This is a genomic window from Bradyrhizobium tunisiense (assembly GCF_042263385.1).
GTDB lineage: Bacteria > Pseudomonadota > Alphaproteobacteria > Rhizobiales > Xanthobacteraceae > Bradyrhizobium > Bradyrhizobium tunisiense.
Genome location: NZ_JBHLEV010000001.1, coordinates 496,286 through 513,095, shown reverse-complemented (window position 1 = coordinate 513,095; position 16,810 = coordinate 496,286). Strand labels below are relative to the sequence as shown.

The 16,810-nt window shown below is 65.1% G+C and carries 16 protein-coding genes; 9 read left to right on the top strand and 7 right to left on the bottom strand.

The window, feature by feature from the left end; translation table 11 throughout:
- Nucleotides 1-18: 18 nt before the first annotated feature.
- From ACFDR6_RS02380 to ACFDR6_RS02365, 4 genes are all read right to left on the bottom strand, one after another.
- Nucleotides 19-615: a hypothetical protein gene (locus tag ACFDR6_RS02380; protein ID WP_317241287.1), complete on the bottom strand. Its 597-nt coding sequence runs from the start codon at nt 613-615 to the stop codon at nt 19-21.
- A 194-nt stretch (nt 616-809) separates the two neighbouring features.
- Entirely contained in the window at nt 810-2,123 is a 1,314-nt protein-coding gene (locus tag ACFDR6_RS02375; RefSeq protein ID WP_375857223.1) for a tetratricopeptide repeat protein, read from the bottom strand.
- A 15-nt stretch (nt 2,124-2,138) separates the two neighbouring features.
- Nucleotides 2,139-3,149: an aldo/keto reductase gene (locus ACFDR6_RS02370; protein ID WP_212087493.1), complete on the bottom strand. Its 1,011-nt coding sequence runs from the start codon at nt 3,147-3,149 to the stop codon at nt 2,139-2,141.
- A 331-nt stretch (nt 3,150-3,480) separates the two neighbouring features.
- Nucleotides 3,481-3,906 (bottom strand): PaaI family thioesterase, encoded by a 426-nt coding sequence (locus tag ACFDR6_RS02365; protein WP_212087497.1) that lies wholly within the window; start codon nt 3,904-3,906, stop codon nt 3,481-3,483.
- Nucleotides 3,907-3,966: 60 nt separating this feature from the next.
- On the opposite strand from ACFDR6_RS02365, the gene ACFDR6_RS02360 reads away from it, so the two are divergent.
- Both ACFDR6_RS02360 and ACFDR6_RS02355 read left to right on the top strand, forming a co-directional pair.
- Nucleotides 3,967-4,593: an NUDIX hydrolase gene (locus ACFDR6_RS02360; RefSeq protein WP_375857903.1), complete on the top strand. Its 627-nt coding sequence runs from the start codon at nt 3,967-3,969 to the stop codon at nt 4,591-4,593.
- Nucleotides 4,594-4,648: 55 nt separating this feature from the next.
- Complete coding sequence (locus ACFDR6_RS02355; RefSeq protein WP_375857222.1) at nt 4,649-5,863, top strand: hypothetical protein; 1,215 nt, start codon at nt 4,649-4,651, stop codon at nt 5,861-5,863.
- Nucleotides 5,864-6,022: 159 nt separating this feature from the next.
- Here the strand turns inward: ACFDR6_RS02355 and ACFDR6_RS02350 are convergent, their stop codons facing one another.
- Complete coding sequence (locus ACFDR6_RS02350; RefSeq protein ID WP_212087504.1) at nt 6,023-6,328, bottom strand: hypothetical protein; 306 nt, start codon at nt 6,326-6,328, stop codon at nt 6,023-6,025.
- A gap of 193 nt (nt 6,329-6,521) precedes the next feature.
- Here ACFDR6_RS02350 and ACFDR6_RS02345 point away from each other — a divergent pair, with 193 nt between their 5' ends.
- The 5 genes from ACFDR6_RS02345 (at nt 6,522) to ACFDR6_RS02325 (ending at nt 11,839) form a co-directional block, all read left to right on the top strand.
- On the top strand, nt 6,522-7,001 hold the full coding sequence (locus ACFDR6_RS02345; RefSeq protein ID WP_212087507.1) for a hypothetical protein: 480 nt from the start codon (nt 6,522-6,524) through the stop codon (nt 6,999-7,001).
- 346 nt (nt 7,002-7,347) lie between these two features.
- The gene (locus ACFDR6_RS02340) at nt 7,348-8,295 is read left to right on the top strand and encodes a TAXI family TRAP transporter solute-binding subunit (protein ID WP_212087510.1); all 948 of its coding nucleotides are present in this window, start codon (nt 7,348-7,350) and stop codon (nt 8,293-8,295) included.
- Between the two features lie 154 nt (nt 8,296-8,449).
- Entirely contained in the window at nt 8,450-10,570 is a 2,121-nt protein-coding gene (locus ACFDR6_RS02335) for a TRAP transporter permease (RefSeq protein WP_212087513.1), read from the top strand.
- Complete coding sequence (locus ACFDR6_RS02330; RefSeq protein ID WP_375857221.1) at nt 10,531-10,944, top strand: DUF1850 domain-containing protein; 414 nt, start codon at nt 10,531-10,533, stop codon at nt 10,942-10,944. Before ACFDR6_RS02335 ends, ACFDR6_RS02330 begins: the two co-directional genes overlap by 40 nt.
- An 88-nt stretch (nt 10,945-11,032) precedes the next feature.
- Nucleotides 11,033-11,839, top strand: coding sequence for an SDR family NAD(P)-dependent oxidoreductase (locus tag ACFDR6_RS02325; RefSeq protein WP_212087519.1), 807 nt, complete (start codon nt 11,033-11,035; stop codon nt 11,837-11,839).
- Between the two features lie 59 nt (nt 11,840-11,898).
- Here ACFDR6_RS02325 and ACFDR6_RS02320 read toward each other — a convergent pair whose 3' ends face one another.
- Together ACFDR6_RS02320 and ACFDR6_RS02315 are read right to left on the bottom strand one after the other, a co-directional pair.
- Nucleotides 11,899-12,669: a hypothetical protein gene (locus ACFDR6_RS02320; RefSeq protein ID WP_375857220.1), complete on the bottom strand. Its 771-nt coding sequence runs from the start codon at nt 12,667-12,669 to the stop codon at nt 11,899-11,901.
- Between the two features lie 64 nt (nt 12,670-12,733).
- On the bottom strand, nt 12,734-14,311 hold the full coding sequence (locus tag ACFDR6_RS02315; protein WP_375857219.1) for a cation:proton antiporter: 1,578 nt from the start codon (nt 14,309-14,311) through the stop codon (nt 12,734-12,736).
- 101 nt (nt 14,312-14,412) lie between these two features.
- On the opposite strand from ACFDR6_RS02315, the gene ACFDR6_RS02310 reads away from it, so the two are divergent.
- Both ACFDR6_RS02310 and ACFDR6_RS02305 read left to right on the top strand, forming a co-directional pair.
- Nucleotides 14,413-15,177: a tetratricopeptide repeat protein gene (locus tag ACFDR6_RS02310; protein ID WP_375857902.1), complete on the top strand. Its 765-nt coding sequence runs from the start codon at nt 14,413-14,415 to the stop codon at nt 15,175-15,177.
- A gap of 131 nt (nt 15,178-15,308) precedes the next feature.
- Nucleotides 15,309-16,691, top strand: coding sequence for a tetratricopeptide repeat protein (locus ACFDR6_RS02305; RefSeq protein WP_375857218.1), 1,383 nt, complete (start codon nt 15,309-15,311; stop codon nt 16,689-16,691).
- The last annotated feature ends 119 nt before the right edge of the window (nt 16,692-16,810 follow it).

Below are 16,810 nucleotides of genomic sequence, written 5' to 3'. Positions count from 1 at the left end.
AGCCGGGCGGAAGTGTCGCTACTTGAACGGATCCTGGATCGACGGCGCGGACTGCCGGATGCGGCGCACGCTCACCGGCGTACCGTCGGAGACGAACAGCAGTTCATATCGACGGCCTTCGTTGTCGGTCGCCGAGCAGGTGACATCGGTCACCTTCCTGGCGGCGAAATTGCCGGTCTGGCGGCAGACGCCGGTGGAGGTCTGCTCGGCCGGTACCGGCAGACCGTCGACCTTGGGCCGGTCCTTCGAGTTGAGCAGCATGCGGTCGATCGGCAGCTCGTAGGAATTGTCGTCGGCGCGCTTGCCGTTCTCGCCGGAAAACGACACCACGTGGCTGTCGTCCGAGGGATCGTCGACCGCGACCGCGAAATTGACCCGGCCCTTGTCGCCATGGGCGTAGGCCACCGTCTTGCAGGCGAAGGTGCGGCCGGCGACCTTGAACGTCTTGCAGTGACCGGACATCAGCGCCAGCAGGTCGATATAGGCGTTCTGCTGTGCCGACGGATTGTTGACCGGGATCGGCCTGGAAGTTTCGGCAAAACAAGGACTTGCCGAAGCGGCAAGGGTGATGGCCAAAGCAAGAATGGCGGCCAGCGGCGGTCGGCAGAGGCGCATCGGAGGGCTCACATGCCAGGGAACCAGGGACAGGTTCCGCACCATAACCATCGAACCGCAAATTGGTTGCGATCCCGTTTGTCTCGCCGACCCCGCATGGAATACCACTGCGCCACCCCAACGGCGATTAACCCAAATCGCCAACCCGTCCCGCCGCCACATGCCGTGAGGCCGGTGTTTTTTTCGTGGCGGAGCTAACCCATGGCCGCCTGCCAGCGCCTGTCGCGTAAGGAGGGCCGGCGGTGCAGGCGGGCGTCCAGCAGGGCGCGGCCGCGTGGCAGCTCACCGCCGCGCATGAGGGCGACGATATAGGTATCTTCGATCAACTCGCGCTGGGCATGGCTGCCACCGATGCGCACGACCTCGCCGAGCACCGGGGCGAGCGTTTGCACGCATGCGGCGTAGTCCTCATCCGCGAAGGCGGCCAGCGCGCGGAAGACCGCCGGCACGACGGGGCCGGCCGGCAGCTTGCCCTCGGCGAGCCGCTGCTCGATGACCGCAAGGCGCGCGGTGAGCGCCTCGCGGTTCTGCGTCGCCGCCGCGAACAGCGCCATGTGGACGTCGGCGAAAGACAGGCTCGACTTTGGAAACAGTTTTTGCGCGGCGTTGTCGGCTTCCAGCCACAGCGTCTTCGGTACGGTGTGGCCATACGCCGACAGGCGCCAGAGCAGCGAGGCGGCATCGGTGATGACGTTGAGCGGCGGCGCCTGCGTGACTGATGGCCGGAGCACGTCGGCATAGATCGACAGCGCGCGAACCGCATCGCCATGCTCGAGCGCGCCGAGCGCCTGGTGCCAGCGGATATGGCCGTGCAGGATTCCGGCGCGGTCGTAACCGGGTATCCACTCGTCAACCAGGCGATCGGCCGCATCGATCGAGCCGTCCTCGAACATCGCATGCAGCACCGCATGCGCGGCATGGGCGTTCGCCCGGTGCAAATTGAAGCCGCGCTCGGTGACGCCGCGGCCGCGCGCGACATCGCCATTCTCGGTCATCGCCCAGCCATGCATGGTGAGGAACCACCAGTCCTCGCCGTAATACTGCGCCACGCGCTCGCACAGCTCGTGCCGCGCACGGTCGTGATCGGCCATGCCGGAGAAGGCGAACAGGCCGAACGCGCCGAGCGGCAGCGACAGCACCAATGCATCGCGCGGCCATTCGTCAATGTGCTTCAGCGTCGATGCGATCGCTTCCGGCAAGCGGCCCTCGATCGCGAGTGCCAGCGTCGCGACATGCGAGCGCTCGCGCGCGGTGCCGCGCTTCGCCACCAGCTCGCGCGCGAGCGCCGCCTTGATCCGCGCCAGGTCGCCCTGCTGGTAGAAGGCGTGCACGCGGGCGCGGGCGATATGGGCCAGCGCGAAATCCGGGTCGGCCGCAATCGCACGCTCCAGCGCCTCTGCCGTTCCGGTCCAGCCCGAGAGCATGAGATCGACGCCTTCTCGATAGGCTGATGCCGCTGCGTCGGATGCGGTGGAGAGCGGCAGGCCGTAGCGGTCTTCAAGCGCCATGGACGTCTCCGGGGTTCAAGCCGTCCGCGCGCGGCGGCCTTCGATCGGGTAGGCGGGATCGTTATAGCCGGGCGTCGAGGGATGGCCTGGGACGACCAGCCTGTCGACCAGCGCCTCGTCATCTCCAGTGAAGCGATAATCGAGCGCACTGACGTAGCCGTCCCACTGCTCCTCGGTGCGTGGGCCCGCGACGATCGAGGAGACGAAGGCGGAATTCAGCACCCATGCAACCGCGAACTGGCCGGCGGTGATGCCCTTCCTCTCCGCGTGCGCCTTGATCTCCTGCGCGAGCTGGAGTGATTCCGGCCGCCATTCGGTCTGCATCATGCGGGTGTCGTTGCGGCCCGCGCGCGTCTCCTTGTCCGGGGCGGCATCGGGCTTGTACTTGCCGGTAAGGACACCGCGCGCCAGAGGACTGTAGGGCACGATGCCGAGGCCGTAATAGGAACAGGCCGGAAAATGCTCGACCTCGGGCATGCGGTTCATCGCGTTGTAATAGGGCTGGCTCACCGCGGGACGGTCGATGCCGAGGCGGTCGCAGATGTTGCAGATCTCGGCGACGCGCCAGGCGCGGTAGTTCGACACGCCGAAATAGCGCACCTTGCCCGCACGGATCAAATCGCCCATTGCGCGCACCGTCTCCTCCAGCGGCGTCGCATGGTCTTCCTTGTGCAGATAGTAGATGTCGATGTGTTCGGTGCCGAGCCGCTGCAAGCTCTCGTCGGCGGCCTGCAACACCCAGCGCCGCGACAGCCCGACGCGATTGGGATCGTTGCCCATGGGATTGGCGAGCTTGGTGGCGAGCACCCAGGCGTGGCGATTGCCGGCAATGGCACGTCCGACGACCTCCTCGGAGGCGCCCTTCGAATAGGCGTCCGCGGTGTCGATGAAGTTGATGCCGGCCCCGTGCGCCTTGTCGATGATCCTCTTGGAGGCCGCTTCATTGGTCGGCCCGCCAAACATCATGGTGCCCAGACAAATCGGCGATACTTTCAGGCCGCTGCGGCCAAGCTGGCGGTATTGCATGGGCGGGTCCTCGATATTGGTGAGAGGCAGCATAGCCAGCAACGCCCGTCATTGCGAGCGCAGCGAAGCAATCCAGAACTGCGTGCGCGGGGAGATGCTGGATTGCTTCGTCGCTCGCAATGACGAGGTGAGGAAGGCCCCCCTTCATTCTCTCGTCGTCCCGGACAAGCGAAGCGCAGATCCGGGACCCATCACCCCAGGGAGTTGTTTGGCGAAGACTCGGAGTGATCAGCTTCGGGCAACAACTACGTCCTGGGGTTATGGATCCCCGCGTTCGCGGGGATGACGCGGAGTGTATGGCTGGCGACGGTGGCAGCCTCGCCGAGCAGATCTACCCCGGCCCCTTCAAGATCTTGAACACGCCATTCGCCATCACGATGCAACGATCATCCACCATCACCTCCGTGCTCATGAAGATCAGGCTGCGCGTCGAACGCACCACGCGCGGGCGGGAGAACAGGATGTCGCCGATCTGGCCGGCCTCGACGAAATGGGTGTCGAGCTGCACCGTCGCCAAAAATTCCTTGCCCGACGCGTAGCGGGCGGCCATGCCGCAGGTGCGGTCGGCGAAGGTCATCATCACACCGCCCTGGACCATGCCGCGGCGGTTGTGGTGCTTGTCTTCGGTCGCGAGCGCGAATTCGTAATGGCCGTCGACCTTGCGTTCCCACAAGGGGCCGATCAGGTGCAGGAAACCCGTGGTCTCCAGAATGCTCCAGCCGTCTGATTTGAGCCTTGCGGCGGCCTTGCTGGTCATCTCGTCCATTCCTGTGCTTGCGTTTTCGTTTCATCGGGGCCGCACGTGGTGTAGTCAAGCATCATGAGACCGTTCGACGATGCCACACGGCGGAATATCGCGGCTGCCTGCGCCGCCTTCACGCGTCTGCCGGAGGAAGAAGCACCAATGGCGTTGAAGCGTGCTGCGGTGGCGGTTGCGCTGACCGCGAGCGAGCGCGACGAGACCGCATTCCTGCTCACGCTGCGCGCGTCGCATCTGCGCGCCCATCGCGGCCAATGGGCCTTGCCGGGCGGACGCTGCGACGGCGGCGAGACGCCGGTCGAGGCGGCGCTGCGCGAGCTCGACGAGGAGCTTGGTCTTCGCCTCACCAGCGCGGACGTGCTCGGCACGCTCGACGATTATCCGACACGCTCCGGCTATCTGATCACGCCGGTCGTGGTCTGGGTCGCAGATAGCACGGCAATCAGGCCGAACCCGGACGAGGTCGCTTCCGTCCATCGCATCGCGCTCGCCACGATCGAGCGCGAGGACGCCTTCGACTTCGTCGCCATCGCCGAGAGCGCGCGCCGCGTGATCCGCTTTCACCACCAGATGAGCCTGATCCACGCGCCGACCGCGGCGCTGATCTACCAGTTCCGCGAGGTGCTGGCGGGCCGGCACACCCGCGTGACCGAGCTGGAACAGCCGGTTTTCGCGTGGAAATGACATGGTAAACGGCGCGTTAACGTGACGGTTACCGGATGCCTGCTAAGAGGGCATCATGCATCATTCGATTCGACATAGCCTCGCGCTGGTTCCGCTCGCGCTCGCCCTGTTCACGCTGCCCGCGCGGAGCGGCGAGGCCGACGCGTTGCCACCGGCCATCCGCGATGCCAACGCCCAGTTGCTGTCGCAGTTTTTTGCGCAAGGCGGGGCCTCGCCGGCCGTGCTCGAATATCGCCGCAAGCTCGCCGAATATCAGGCGGCCCGTGCCGCTTTCGACGCCGAGGCCGGCGCCTATTGGAGTCAGATCTCGGAGAAGCGGAAGGGCCGCAACGCCAAGCGGCGCAGCGGACAGCAGATCACGCTCGATGACTACGTGCTGGTGCATCCACCGCTCTACAGCGGGCCCAAGAAGCCGGTGAACCCGGATCCCGAGGAAACGCCCGACCGGCCGCCCCGCAAGCCGATCCCCGTCGTCACCGATTTCCTGCGCGCGGCGCAGGAGCTCTACCAGTTCACGCCGCAGCGCCCCTCCAGCGAGGTCGAGTTCAAACGCGCCTATGCGCGCTACGCGCTCGCCAACGGCCTGACGCGCGAGCAGGCGGTGCGGGTCTACGCCTTCGAGACCGGGGGCACCGGCACGCACGACGTGCAGGCGGGCATCGAGCATGGCGGCAAGCGAGCGATCTCGACCGCGATGGGGTACAACCAGCTCCTGACCACCAACAGCGTCGAGCTGCTGGCCGAGCAGGGCCATGAGATCATCCGTGCGCTTTCGGATAAGGTCGCGCGCAGCTCGGGCCCGGCGCGGCAGGCGCTCGAGCACAAGCTCGTGGTGCTCAAGAAGATGGTGGCGCATGCCAAGTCGGTGCCCGACACCTGGTCGGAGCACGAAAAGATGGGCGTCACCCCGCAGGGCTGGGCCATGCATGCGATGGTGCTCGACATCGATATCGGTCCGATGCTGCAGACGCATAAGCTCCTGACCTCGGTGCTGTTCGCGCGCGCCAAGGGCTACACCCGTCCGCTCTCCGCGGCCGAGCTCGAGATGATGAACCTCACCGGCGACGGCACCGGCCTCGACATGGTGACGATGCCGCAGGCGATGCGCGAGCAGGTGCCGACCTCGAACTTCTTCCAGCGCGGCGGCTACGAGCGCAACCCGGTCGCGATCCGCCACAACACGGTGGCCAAGCTGCTGGCGGTGACGGATGAGCGCATGGATGTGAACAGCGGCAAGCCCGGCGCAAGGGAGCTGGCGGGGGCGTTTTAGCGGACTGCCGTAGGACTGTCGTAGGTGGGCAAAGCAACTCGTCCGCCGTAGCTCGAAGAGCGAAGGAAGCGTGCCCACGCACCTTTTGCGATAGAGAGAGATGGTGGGCACGGCGCAAGGGCGCCTTTGCCCACCCTACGAGACTGTCGCCGGCGCTCCCTACTGATCCGGGCCGAACTTGAACTTGCCGTCGCCTTCCAGGTACGGGCCGCTGCGCATGTAGAGCTGGCCGTTGTGGCCGATGAAGAACAGCGTGCCCTTCGGCACCTTCTTGGCGCCCTTCAGCAGTTCGCCGGCGTTGCTGGTGCCCATCTTGTAGGAAAAGGTCTTGCCTTCCTTGTCATAGGCATAGCCTGTGTCGGACTTGAGCTCCCACGGCGTTGCCGGGGCTTGCGCCGATGCGGGCGCGGCGAAGGCGCCGAGCGCGACTACGATTGCAAATGTCTTGATTGAAAATACCGTCATTCCCATCCTCCCACGTCGGGACATTCCGGGTTTGAACAAATCACGAACGGCGTGCCCGGGTCAATTTGCGATAGCGCCGCAGCGCATCACGTCTTGTCCAGTAGTTTGTGATTTTCCCTTCGTCCCCTCGCGACTATGTTCCGCTTTCCGTCTAGAACGCAACTCGACAAAATTAGGGGTAGGGATGATTCGGATGCGCCATGTGATCAAACTTTGCTGGGCTGCTGCATTGTCACTGACGGCGCTGGCGCCGGCCGCCCGGGCCGATGATTACCAGCTCAGCCACAACCAGCGCATCTCATGCAGCCGCGGCCTTGCGCCGGGCAAGCTGAACACGGCGACCTGCAGATCCTACACCTATCTCTTCAACACCAAGACCTCGGAATATTTCCGCTGCCAGGTCTCGCTGGCGCTGACCCGCGACAACAAGGAAGTCATCAACGTCCAGACCGACGGCGGCTGCATCAAGAAGCCGCGCATCTTCGAGACCGACGGCAAATACGATTTCGACGCCACCGAGACCGAGCCGCCGAACACCAACTCGTTCTTCGGCCCCGGCGGCTATTCGATCTGGGCCGCCGACGTCGGCGCGCAGAAGATCCGCGGCTGCATCACCATCTCCTCGGGCCTCGGCTCCGATATCTCCAAGTGCCTGGATATGACGTTCCAATGAGCGCCTGGTTGATCGCCTCGTAGATGCTGCGCTCCCTCCCCCGCTCGCGGGGGAGGGCGAGGGTGTCTCCACAAAGGGACAAAGAGACACTTCCCTGGAGGAAAGAACCCTCACCCGCGCCTTCGGCGCGACCTCTCCCGCAAGCGGGAGAGGTGACCGAGCAAGCCGCGCCAGCTATCGCGCCTAACGCCGCTCCAACCCGCTGTGCCACCTCGCCGCACCCGTCAGTTCCCGAATAATCGAGCCGGAAAGGCCGTTTACCGCAGTCCTGTTTTGCCTTTTGGATGGGTTGACCCGCTCGCTTCATCCGGCCAATTTCCCCGCCGGTTTGGGGAGTACAACAACCATGAAACGGACGATTTTCGGCGCGGCCGCGGCACTTGCTCTGGCGGCGTCGGCACCTTGCGCGCAGGCGCAATCCTTCATCAACGTGCTGACCGGCGGCACCTCCGGCGTCTATTATCCGCTGGGGGTCGCGATCGGGAAGATCTACGGCGACAAGATTCCGAACGTGAAGACGCAGGTGCAGGCCACCAAGGCGTCGGTCGAGAATTTGATCCTGCTGCAGCAGGGCCGCGGCGAGCTGGCGTTCACGCTGGGCGACTCGCTCAAGGCCGCCTGGGACGGCGAGGAGGAGGCGGGCTTCAAGACCAAGCTCGACAAGCTCAGGACCATCGGCGCCATCTATCCGAACTACATCCAGATCGTCGCCACCACTGAATCCGGCATCAAGACGCTGGCCGACCTCAAGGGCAAGAGCCTCTCGGTCGGTGCGCCGAAGTCGGGGACGGAGCTGAATTCGCGGGCGATCCTCAGCGCCGCCGGCATGAGCTACAAGGATCTCGGCAAGGTCGAGTATCTGCCATTCGCCGAATCCGTCGATCTCATGAAGAACCGGCAGCTCAACGCAACCCTGCAATCGGCTGGTCTCGGCGTCGCCTCGCTGAAGGACCTGTCGACCTCGAGCCCGATCACGGTGGTGTCGGTGCCGAAGGAGACGGTCGACAAGATCGGCCCGCCCTTCGTCTCCGCGATCATTCCGGCCAACACCTATAGCGGCCAGGACAAGGACGTGCCGACGGCGGCCGTGATCAACTACCTCGTCACCAGCTCCGCGGTGTCGGACGATCTCGCCTATCAGATGACCAAGCTGGTTTTCGAGTCGCTGCCGGAACTCGTGAACGCGCACGCCGCCGGCAAGGAGATCAAGCTCGAGACCGCCGCCAGTGGCAGCCCGGTTCCGCTGCACCCCGGCGCGATCCGCTATTACAAGGAAAAAGGGCTGATCAAGTAAGATCGGCTCTCGCAGCAGGGCGTCATGGCCGGGCTCGTCCCGGCCATCCACGTTCTTGGGCTAGGTGAGAAAGTTCGTGGATGCCCGGGACGAGCCCGGGCATGACGGCGGGTGGACCGCGCAGCATACGCGCTGGACGACTGAGGACGAATAGATGCTGGAAAAGCCAGAGGGCACCGAGACGGCGCCCGAGAAGGTCAAGGTCGAGTTCGACAATTTCGAGCACGGCTTTCCCGAAGGCTTCGGCCCGGGCTGGTGGGGCCGTCTCGCCTACTGGATCGGCATCGCCTTCGCCACCTTCCAGCTCTATGTCGCCGCCTTCAACTATCTGCCGAGCCAGGTGGTGCGCGGAGTCCATGTCGGCTTCCTGGTCCTGCTCACCTTCGGCCTGATCGCCAATTTCACCGCGAGGAGCAGTTTCGGCCGCGTGCTCGGCTGGGCTATCGGCGCTGCCGGTTTCTTCTGCGGGCTCTACCAGTGGATCTTCTACGCCGATCTGATCGCACGCGACGGTGATCCGACGCGACTCGATCTCGTGGTCGGCACGCTGCTCGCGGTGCTGATCTTCGAAGGCACGCGGCGGCTGATGGGCGCGGCGCTGCCGCTGATGTGCGGCGCGTGCCTCGTCTACTGGTTCTTCGGCCAGTATTTGCCGTCGCCGCTCAATCACCGCGGCTACGATTTCGACCAGATCGTCACGCATCTGTCGTTCGGCACCGAGGGCTTCTACGGCGTGCCGATCTACGTCTCGGCGACCTACATCTTCCTGTTCATCCTGTTCGGCTCGTTCCTGGAACGCGCCGGCATGATCCAGCTCTTTACCGACGTCTCGCTCGGCCTGTTCGGCCGCACCCGCGGCGGACCTGCGAAAGTCGCGGTGTTCGCCTCGGGCATGATGGGCACGATTTCCGGCTCGGGCGTCGCCAACGTCGTCACCGTCGGCCAGTTCACGATTCCCCTGATGATCAGGTTCGGCTATCGCCGCGCCTTCGCGGCCGGCGTCGAGGCCACGGCCTCGATGGGCGGACAGATCATGCCGCCGGTGATGGGCGCGGTCGCCTTCATCATGGCGGAGACGCTGGGCGTGCAATATTCGGAGATCGTGAAGGCGGCGGCGATCCCTGCGATCCTCTATTTCGCGTCCGCGTTCTGGATGGTGCACCTGGAAGCCGGCAAGCACGGCCTCGTCGGCATGAAGCGCTCGGAGATCCCGAGCGCCTGGAAGGCTCTGGTGACGCGCTGGTACCTCGTGCTGCCCCTCGCCGCGCTGGTCTACATGTTGTTCGAAGGCTTTACGCCGCTCTATGCCGGCAGCATGGGCCTTGCGCTGACGGTGACGCTGATCCTCGGCACCGCCATCACGACCGGGGCCTCCTCGAATGTGATCCGCTACATCTTCTGGATCGGGCTTGCGCTCGTGGTTGCTGCGCTGTCGCGTGACGGCCTGCAGATCGCGCCGGTCGCAACCGTCGTGGTTGCCCTGATCGTGATCACGGCATTCGTGCGCGGCGGCTTCGCGGCCTTGCGCGCCTGCCGCGATGCGCTGGCCGAAAGCGCCAAATCCGCCATCACCGTCGGCATGGCCTGCGCCATCGTCGGCGTCATCATCGGCATGATGTCGCAGACCGGCGTCGGCACCATCTTCGGCGGCTGGGTGATCGGGCTCGGCGAGAAGAGCATTTTCCTGGCGCTGGTCATGACCATGCTGCTGTCGATCCTGCTCGGCACCGGCATCCCGACCATCCCGACCTATATCATCACCGCCGCGCTCGCCGCGCCTGCGCTGGCCAAGTTAGGGGTGCCCCTGATCGCGAGCCACATGTTCGCGTTCTACTACGGCATCATGGCCGACCTCTCGCCGCCGGTGGCGCTGGCGGCGCTCGCGGCGGCGCCGATCGCCAAGGAGAATCCGGACAAGATCGGCTGGGAAGCGATGCGTATCGCGCTCGCCGGCTATGTCATCCCCTTCATCTTCGTCTTCTCACCGGCATTGATGCTGCAGCCCGGCGATCCCATGGCAGCCACGCTCGGCTTCTACGGCGCAGTGGCGCTCGCGAGCTTCAAGGCGCTGGTGGCAATTGCGCTGTTCGGTATGGTCGCGATCGGATTCCTGTTCACGCGGTTGACGCTGATCGAACGCCTGGTCGCACTCGGCGCCGCGTTCTGCCTGCTCGGCGAATTCCCGTTCAGCGACACCGCGGGCTTCGTGCTCGCCGCAATGCTCGCGGTGTGGCAATGGCGGCAGCGTCCGGCTGTAACGGTCGAGGCGATGTGAGCCTCTGCTTCGCAACGGCTGCAGGCGTGAAGGCGCTGGCGCTGTCCACCTTCACGCTGGCCTGGACGCATTCGATCGCGAAGGTCGAATGGCAGGAGGACTGGCGCGTCACGCCCGCCGGCCTGGAGCTGGTGCAGGCCCGCATCAAGGGCACCGGCCCGGGCATGGAGCCGCCGCCGGAGGCGCGGCTGGTCGACGGCTGGTTTCAGTGGCAGCCGAAGCGCGCAGCCCTGCAAGAGGTCGTGCTGGGCAATTCGGCCGCGGCGGGGGAATGGCGGCTGTGCCACGACGGACAGTGCCGGACGCTGTCGGAGATTGTCGGGCATCCCATTGGTGCTAACGTAACGACGATGAGCGCCTGTAAAGATCGCTAGCCCGCATGAGCGAGCGATATGCCGGACCACTGTCCCCGGATATCGCTCCGCTCATTCGGGCCATGAAGAACAACAAGGGAGAAACGCGATGGATCGGCTCAAGGGCAAGGTTGCGATGGTGGTGGGGGCCGGCTCGATCGGGCCGGGCTGGGGCAATGGCAAGGCGACCGCGGTGACCTTCGCGCGCGAGGGGGCGCAGGTGTTTTGCGTCGATCGCAATGGCACTGCGGCCGAGGAGACCGCGAAGATCATTACCGGCGAGGGCGGCAAGGCAATCGCGTTCACCGCGGACGTCTCGCGGCCTGCCGAGGTCGAGGCGATGGTGGCGGCGTGCCTGAAGGCCTATGGCCGCATCGACGTTCTCGACAACAATGTCGGCATCGCCGAGATGGGCAGCGTGGTCGAGGTGACCGAGGAAAGCTGGGACCGTGTCTTCAGCGTCAACCTCAAAAGCGCCTATTTCGCCATGAAGCACGTCATCCCCGTCATGGTGAAGCAGGGCGGCGGTTCGATCATCAACATCTCGTCGATTGCCTCGATTCGCCACATGGGCATCTCCTACGTGACCTACGGCACCTCGAAGGCGGCGATGAACCAGATGACGCGTACGACCGCAATCGAATTCGCGCGCCATCATGTGCGGGTGAATGCGATCCTGCCCGGCCTGATGAAGACGCCGATGGTCGAGCATTCCGCAGGCCTTGCCGCCAGCTACGCCAAGGGCGATGTCGAGGCGATGTGGCGCGCCCGCGACGCGCAAGTGCCGATGGGGCACATGGGCGATGCTTTCGACGTCGCCAACGCCGCGCTGTTCCTTGCGTCGGACGAAGCGAAATATGTGACCGGGATCGAGCTCGTGGTGGACGGCGGCATCACGTGCAAGGCGGGGGCGTAGCTTCAACCTTCGCCGTCGTCCCGGATCTGCGCTTCGCTTGTCCGGGACGACAGCGGTGGTTACTGCGACAGCGCCAATATCCCGCCGGCAAACGCGTGCCAGGCCGCGCTCTCGCTGATCGGCCAGTTCAGCACCTTCACCGCCAGCAGCGCGATCGTGCCGTAGACGTAGACCGGATGCACGCGGCCTTCCACACGCCAGTCGCGCACCATGGCGACGACGAGCAGGAGCGATGCCACGACAGCCGGCGCGATCGTCACCGGCACCGGCGGCGGACCGGGCGGTCCTGGAGGCGCCAGGAATGTCAGGAACCAGCGCGCGATCGCGGCATCGAGGATCGAGACCGCGGCCAGCAGCATCAGGCGCTTGTGAATTTCGGGTCTGCGCGTGTTCATGATCGCGAGCACGAAGACGATCGCGAAGAACGCGATCCCGCTCATCGGCACGATCGAGAAACCGATGCCGGCCTCGCGCTGCCCGAGCGCCGCGGAATGCTGCATGACATGCACGGAGACGAGGAAGCCGAAGATCGTCATCGCGGTGGCGAGTGACACGCCGGCAATGCCGAGCGAACGATGATTGGCGACGCGGCCCGAGGCGGCGAGCCAGGTCTGCAGCACGAAATAGAGCGACCAGGTGAAGAACAAGAGTCCGTGAAAGTGAACCACCGGGCTTGCGGACAACGCACCGCGGGCGAGGGGTAGCCAATAGGTCGGCGCGAAGCCGAGAAACGCGGTGGCCGCGCAGGCCAGGGCCATTTGCAGATAAAAATATCGTGCAGGCGACGCATCACGCGCGCGGACACGACGGTCGTCGGTCAGAGTCGTCATCAGGAGTGAGTCTGGGGCGGTGGGGTTTGGTTCAATGCCGGCCGACACCGGCTTTCTATGTGCCTCATCCCCCCGCGCTCAATTCTGCGCGATCGAGCTCCTCTTCGATCCGGTGGAAGGCGTCGTCGCCGATCACCTCGGTGGCGCGGAGATCGAAAATCGATCTGCGCGCCGCCTCGATGGCGCGGCGGCGCAGGGGATCGGCGGGCAGTTCGCTATTGGCGATGCCGCCGCCTGGATCGTTTTCGGCCTGCATCAGGATCGCGCGATATTCGAGCCGCAGGATCTCCGCTTCCTCCGACGGATCGCTCTCGATCGCATCGAGCGCGGCGCGATAGGCGACGGCGCGGGCGTGCGCGACCTCGGTGCCGACGGGATCGTCGTCCCTGAGGTCGAGCGCCAGAATCAGCGGCCGCAGCGTCAGGCCCTGGATCACCAGCGATCCCAGCACCACCGCAAAGGCGATGAAGACGATGAAGTCGCGATAGGGAAAATTCTCCGGCAGTGCGAAGGCGGTGGCGAGCGTGACGAGACCGCGCATGCCGCACCAGGAGATGATGAGGCCGCCCTTGGCCGAAGCGACCTGCTTCGGATCCTTCGGGTGATAGATCCCCTGCGCGACCAGCACACGCAAGCTCGTGCGGTAGAACGTCACCCAGAGCAGCCGGACCAGCACCACGGTGAGCAGGATCCAGGCCGCTGCCACGCAATATTCCCAGCGCACGTCCGCGTCCAGCCGCGTCCAGATCGGCCGCATCTGCATGCCGATCAGCATGAAGGCGAGCACGTTGAGCACGAACACCATCGTCTCCCAGACCGCATAGGACGGCACCCGCAGCCGTGCCGGCATGCGCGCCCCCGCCGTGCGCGCGAGGGTGATGCCGTAGACCACGATGGTGAGGATGCCGGAGAGGCCGAGATGCTCTGCGGCGATCCAGATCATGAACGTCGTGGCGAATTGCACGATGATCGCGCTCGGCGCCTCGGTCACGCGCTCCATGAACAGCGGAATGATGCGTCCTGCGACGAATCCCGCCACGACGCTGCCGACCAGCGCCAGTGCCATGGTCGGCGCGACCTGGCTCCATGTCAGATGCTCGGCGGCGACCGCACCGACCGCGATGCGATAGATCAGGAGCGCGGTGGCATCGTTGAGCAGGCTTTCGCCTTCCAGCACCTTCACCATGCGGTGGGGCAGCTTGACCTGGCTCAGGATCGCGACCGCCGCGGCCGCATCGGGTGGCGCCACGATGGCGCCGAGGGCAACCGCGGCGGCCCACGGCATATCGGGCATCAGCCGGTGCGCGACGAAGGCGACGCCAGCCGTGGTCAGGCCGACCGCGGCGACGACCAGGGTCGAGACGGGAACCCAGTTGTTGCGCAGATCGCGCAGCGAGGTGTCGAAGGCGGCGTCGAGCAGCACCGGTGCGACAAAAAGCGCTAATGCCAGGTCCGGCTCCAGCGTCCAGGACGGACTGGATGGCACGAAGGCGATCAGTGCGCCGCCGATGGCGAGAAAGGTCGGGTAAGGGACCTTGATCCGTCGCGCCAGCGCCGATAAGGCAACGGCGCCGAGCAAAAGCGTGATGATCCATTCGAATGTCGACACGATGATCCCCGAAGCCGATATGAGCGGCGCCACAAGCTAGCACCAATCCGGGTCTATGATGGATAGTACGGCCCCGAGGCAAGACTTGAAGCAAGAGTTAAGAGACCGAAAGCAAGACTCCGACTGCAATGAGCATGCGTTTCCGAAACCTCATTCAATCGTCAGCTGGCCTGTTGCTTTGCGCGCTCCCGCTCGCCGTCGCTCAGGCTGCGACCGGCGGCGAGCCGGCTGGGGTCATACAGGTCGATATTGCCTCATGCCTTGCGGCGGCAGCAGTCGACGACATGAACAAGGCCGCCACAGCCTGCGCCGCCGTGATCGACAATGAAAAGACGGCGAAGGCGGATCTGATCAAGGCGCTGATCGCACGCGCGGCGGTCTATGCGCGGCACGACCAGATCGATCGGGCCATCGCCGACGACAGCCGCGCGCTTCTGCTCGACCCCACCCTTGCCGACATCTTCAATGCGCGCGGCGAGCTCTGGCTCAGGAAGGGCGACAAGCCCAAGGCGGTGCAGGATTTCGGCGCGGCACTGAAGATCAATCCGAACCACGAGAAGGCCAAGGCCAATCACAAGGCGATGGCACGCGAGATCGAGCGGATCGGCGCGCAGATGGCCCTCGCCGGCAAGCCCAGCTTCAATTGCAGGCGTGCGGCCCGAGCCGTCGAGAAGGCGATCTGCGGCAATCGCGAGCTCGCCGATCTCGATCGCGAGATTTTTGGGTCGAACGCACGTGCGATCCGGGAGGCGCGCAATGCGGCGGAAGCGAAGAACCTCCAGCGCGAGCAGGACGAGTTCATCGCGCGCCGCAACGCCGAATTCGGCCGGCCGGGGTACGATCTGAAGAAGGCGATGCAGGAGCGATTGCAACGGCTCAACGGGGTGGACGGGTTTTGAGCTCTTCGCCTCTCCCCGCAAGCGGGGCGAGCGAGTGCAAGCATCGTCTGCCCCTGACTACAGCCCTCATTGAACCCATCCCTTGCCAGCCGCGACAATGGTGAGAACCCGACGTCACGGAGTCCTCTCCCATGTGCGGCACGCTACCTTCCGCGCAAACCTCTTCGTTTGCCAAGAGTTCGCTGCGAATCTTTCTGTTCAGCGCGGCAATGAGCTTCCTTGTCGCCGCCCCGGCCTCTGCCGCCGATTGCGTGCCGGGCAGCAAGGCTGCTCCGGCCGAGTTGATCCTGGCCTGCAGCACCATCATCGACCAGGCCGCCAATCCCGCTTCCGACCGCGCCGCGGCCCTGCTGGTTCGCGCCGACGCCCATGCGCGCACCTCGGGCGGCCTCACTCAGGCGCTGCGAGACATCGACCGCGCCATTGCGCTCAACGGCAAGGATGCAAAGGCCTGGCGCCTGCGGGGAGACCTTCTGCGCGAGGCCGGCGGAGACCTCAACCGCGCTGCGGCTGACCTCAGCAAGGCGATCGAGCTTGATCCCGAGAATGCGGAAGCCTTCGAGCTGCGCGGCGTCGTCTATACCAACCAGCGCCGGCTCGACCGCGCGCTCGCCGATTACGACCAGGCCATCAAGCTGAAGCCGGATTATGCGCAGGCCTGGTCCGACCGCGGCGTGGCCTATTACCTCGCCGGTGACAACGAAAAGGCGATCAAGAATTTCGACGAGGCCTTGCGGCTCGACCTCGACCGGCCCCGCACCTACACCAACCGTGGCGCGGCCTGGAAGAAGCTCGGCCAGCTCGACAAGGCGGTCGCCGATGACGGCGAGGCGATCAGGCTCGATCCGAAGGTGCCGGAATACTACGACAATCGCGGCCTGACCTACGCTGCGATGGGCGAGTACGACAAGGCGATTGCCGATTACGACCAGGCGATCCGCCGGGAGCGGCGCGCCAATTTCCTGACCAATCGCGGCGATTCCCATCAGTTCAAGGGCGAGCTCGGAGCTGCGCTGAGCGACTATGATGCCGCGCTCGAGCTCGATCCGAATTTCGCAAAGACCTACAACAACCGCGCCGTGCTCTACAAGAAGATGGGAGAGCGGAAGAAGGCGCTGGCCGATTATGAAACGGCGCTCAAGCTGGACCCCGGCAACGAGAATGCAGCGAACGGCCGCCGCAGCACGATGGCGGAGATCGCCAAGTTCGGCGGCGAGCCGCCGCGGGCGCTGAATGCGGCGTCCGGCAATGGTCCGTCCTTCCCATGCGCGACGGCCAGGCGTGAGGTCGAGAAGGTGATCTGTGCCGATCCGCAACTGGGCGTGCTTGACCGCCAGATCGCCGAGACGTTCGAGCGCGTGCTCAAATCGGCGGGCAAGCGCGCGGCCGGCGAGCTGCGCAAGACCCAGCGCGATTTCCTCAGCCTCCGTAACGCCAGCTTTGGTCGTCCCGGCTACGACCTGAAGAAGATCATGCAGGACCGTCTGCAACGGCTGAATGCGATGGAGAGCTGAGAACCGCGGGCCGAAGTCGCGCGGCTGGCTCCGGTTACCTCTCTCGCTTGCGGGAGAGGTCGACGCGCTCGAAGAGCGCGGCGGGTGAGGGCTTTCTCCCCTTGGGGATTTCCTCGAAC

Coding starts and splice junctions, on each gene's coding strand:
- ACFDR6_RS02375 (WP_375857223.1), bottom strand. CDS start 2,123: ATGGCGCTTGAAGACCGCTACGGCCTGCCGCTCTCCACCGCATCCGAC.
- ACFDR6_RS02325 (WP_212087519.1), top strand. CDS start 11,033: ATGGATCGGCTCAAGGGCAAGGTTGCGATGGTGGTGGGGGCCGGCTCG.
- ACFDR6_RS02370 (WP_212087493.1), bottom strand. CDS start 3,149: ATGCAATACCGCCAGCTTGGCCGCAGCGGCCTGAAAGTATCGCCGATT.
- ACFDR6_RS02365 (WP_212087497.1), bottom strand. CDS start 3,906: ATGACCAGCAAGGCCGCCGCAAGGCTCAAATCAGACGGCTGGAGCATT.
- ACFDR6_RS02340 (WP_212087510.1), top strand. CDS start 7,348: ATGAAACGGACGATTTTCGGCGCGGCCGCGGCACTTGCTCTGGCGGCG.
- ACFDR6_RS02320 (WP_375857220.1), bottom strand. CDS start 12,669: ATGACGACTCTGACCGACGACCGTCGTGTCCGCGCGCGTGATGCGTCG.
- ACFDR6_RS02350 (WP_212087504.1), bottom strand. CDS start 6,328: ATGACGGTATTTTCAATCAAGACATTTGCAATCGTAGTCGCGCTCGGC.
- ACFDR6_RS02330 (WP_375857221.1), top strand. CDS start 10,531: ATGGCGGCAGCGTCCGGCTGTAACGGTCGAGGCGATGTGAGCCTCTGC.
- ACFDR6_RS02310 (WP_375857902.1), top strand. CDS start 14,413: ATGCGTTTCCGAAACCTCATTCAATCGTCAGCTGGCCTGTTGCTTTGC.
- ACFDR6_RS02380 (WP_317241287.1), bottom strand. CDS start 615: ATGCGCCTCTGCCGACCGCCGCTGGCCGCCATTCTTGCTTTGGCCATC.
- ACFDR6_RS02345 (WP_212087507.1), top strand. CDS start 6,522: ATGCGCCATGTGATCAAACTTTGCTGGGCTGCTGCATTGTCACTGACG.
- ACFDR6_RS02355 (WP_375857222.1), top strand. CDS start 4,649: ATGCATCATTCGATTCGACATAGCCTCGCGCTGGTTCCGCTCGCGCTC.
- ACFDR6_RS02305 (WP_375857218.1), top strand. CDS start 15,309: ATGTGCGGCACGCTACCTTCCGCGCAAACCTCTTCGTTTGCCAAGAGT.
- ACFDR6_RS02335 (WP_212087513.1), top strand. CDS start 8,450: ATGCTGGAAAAGCCAGAGGGCACCGAGACGGCGCCCGAGAAGGTCAAG.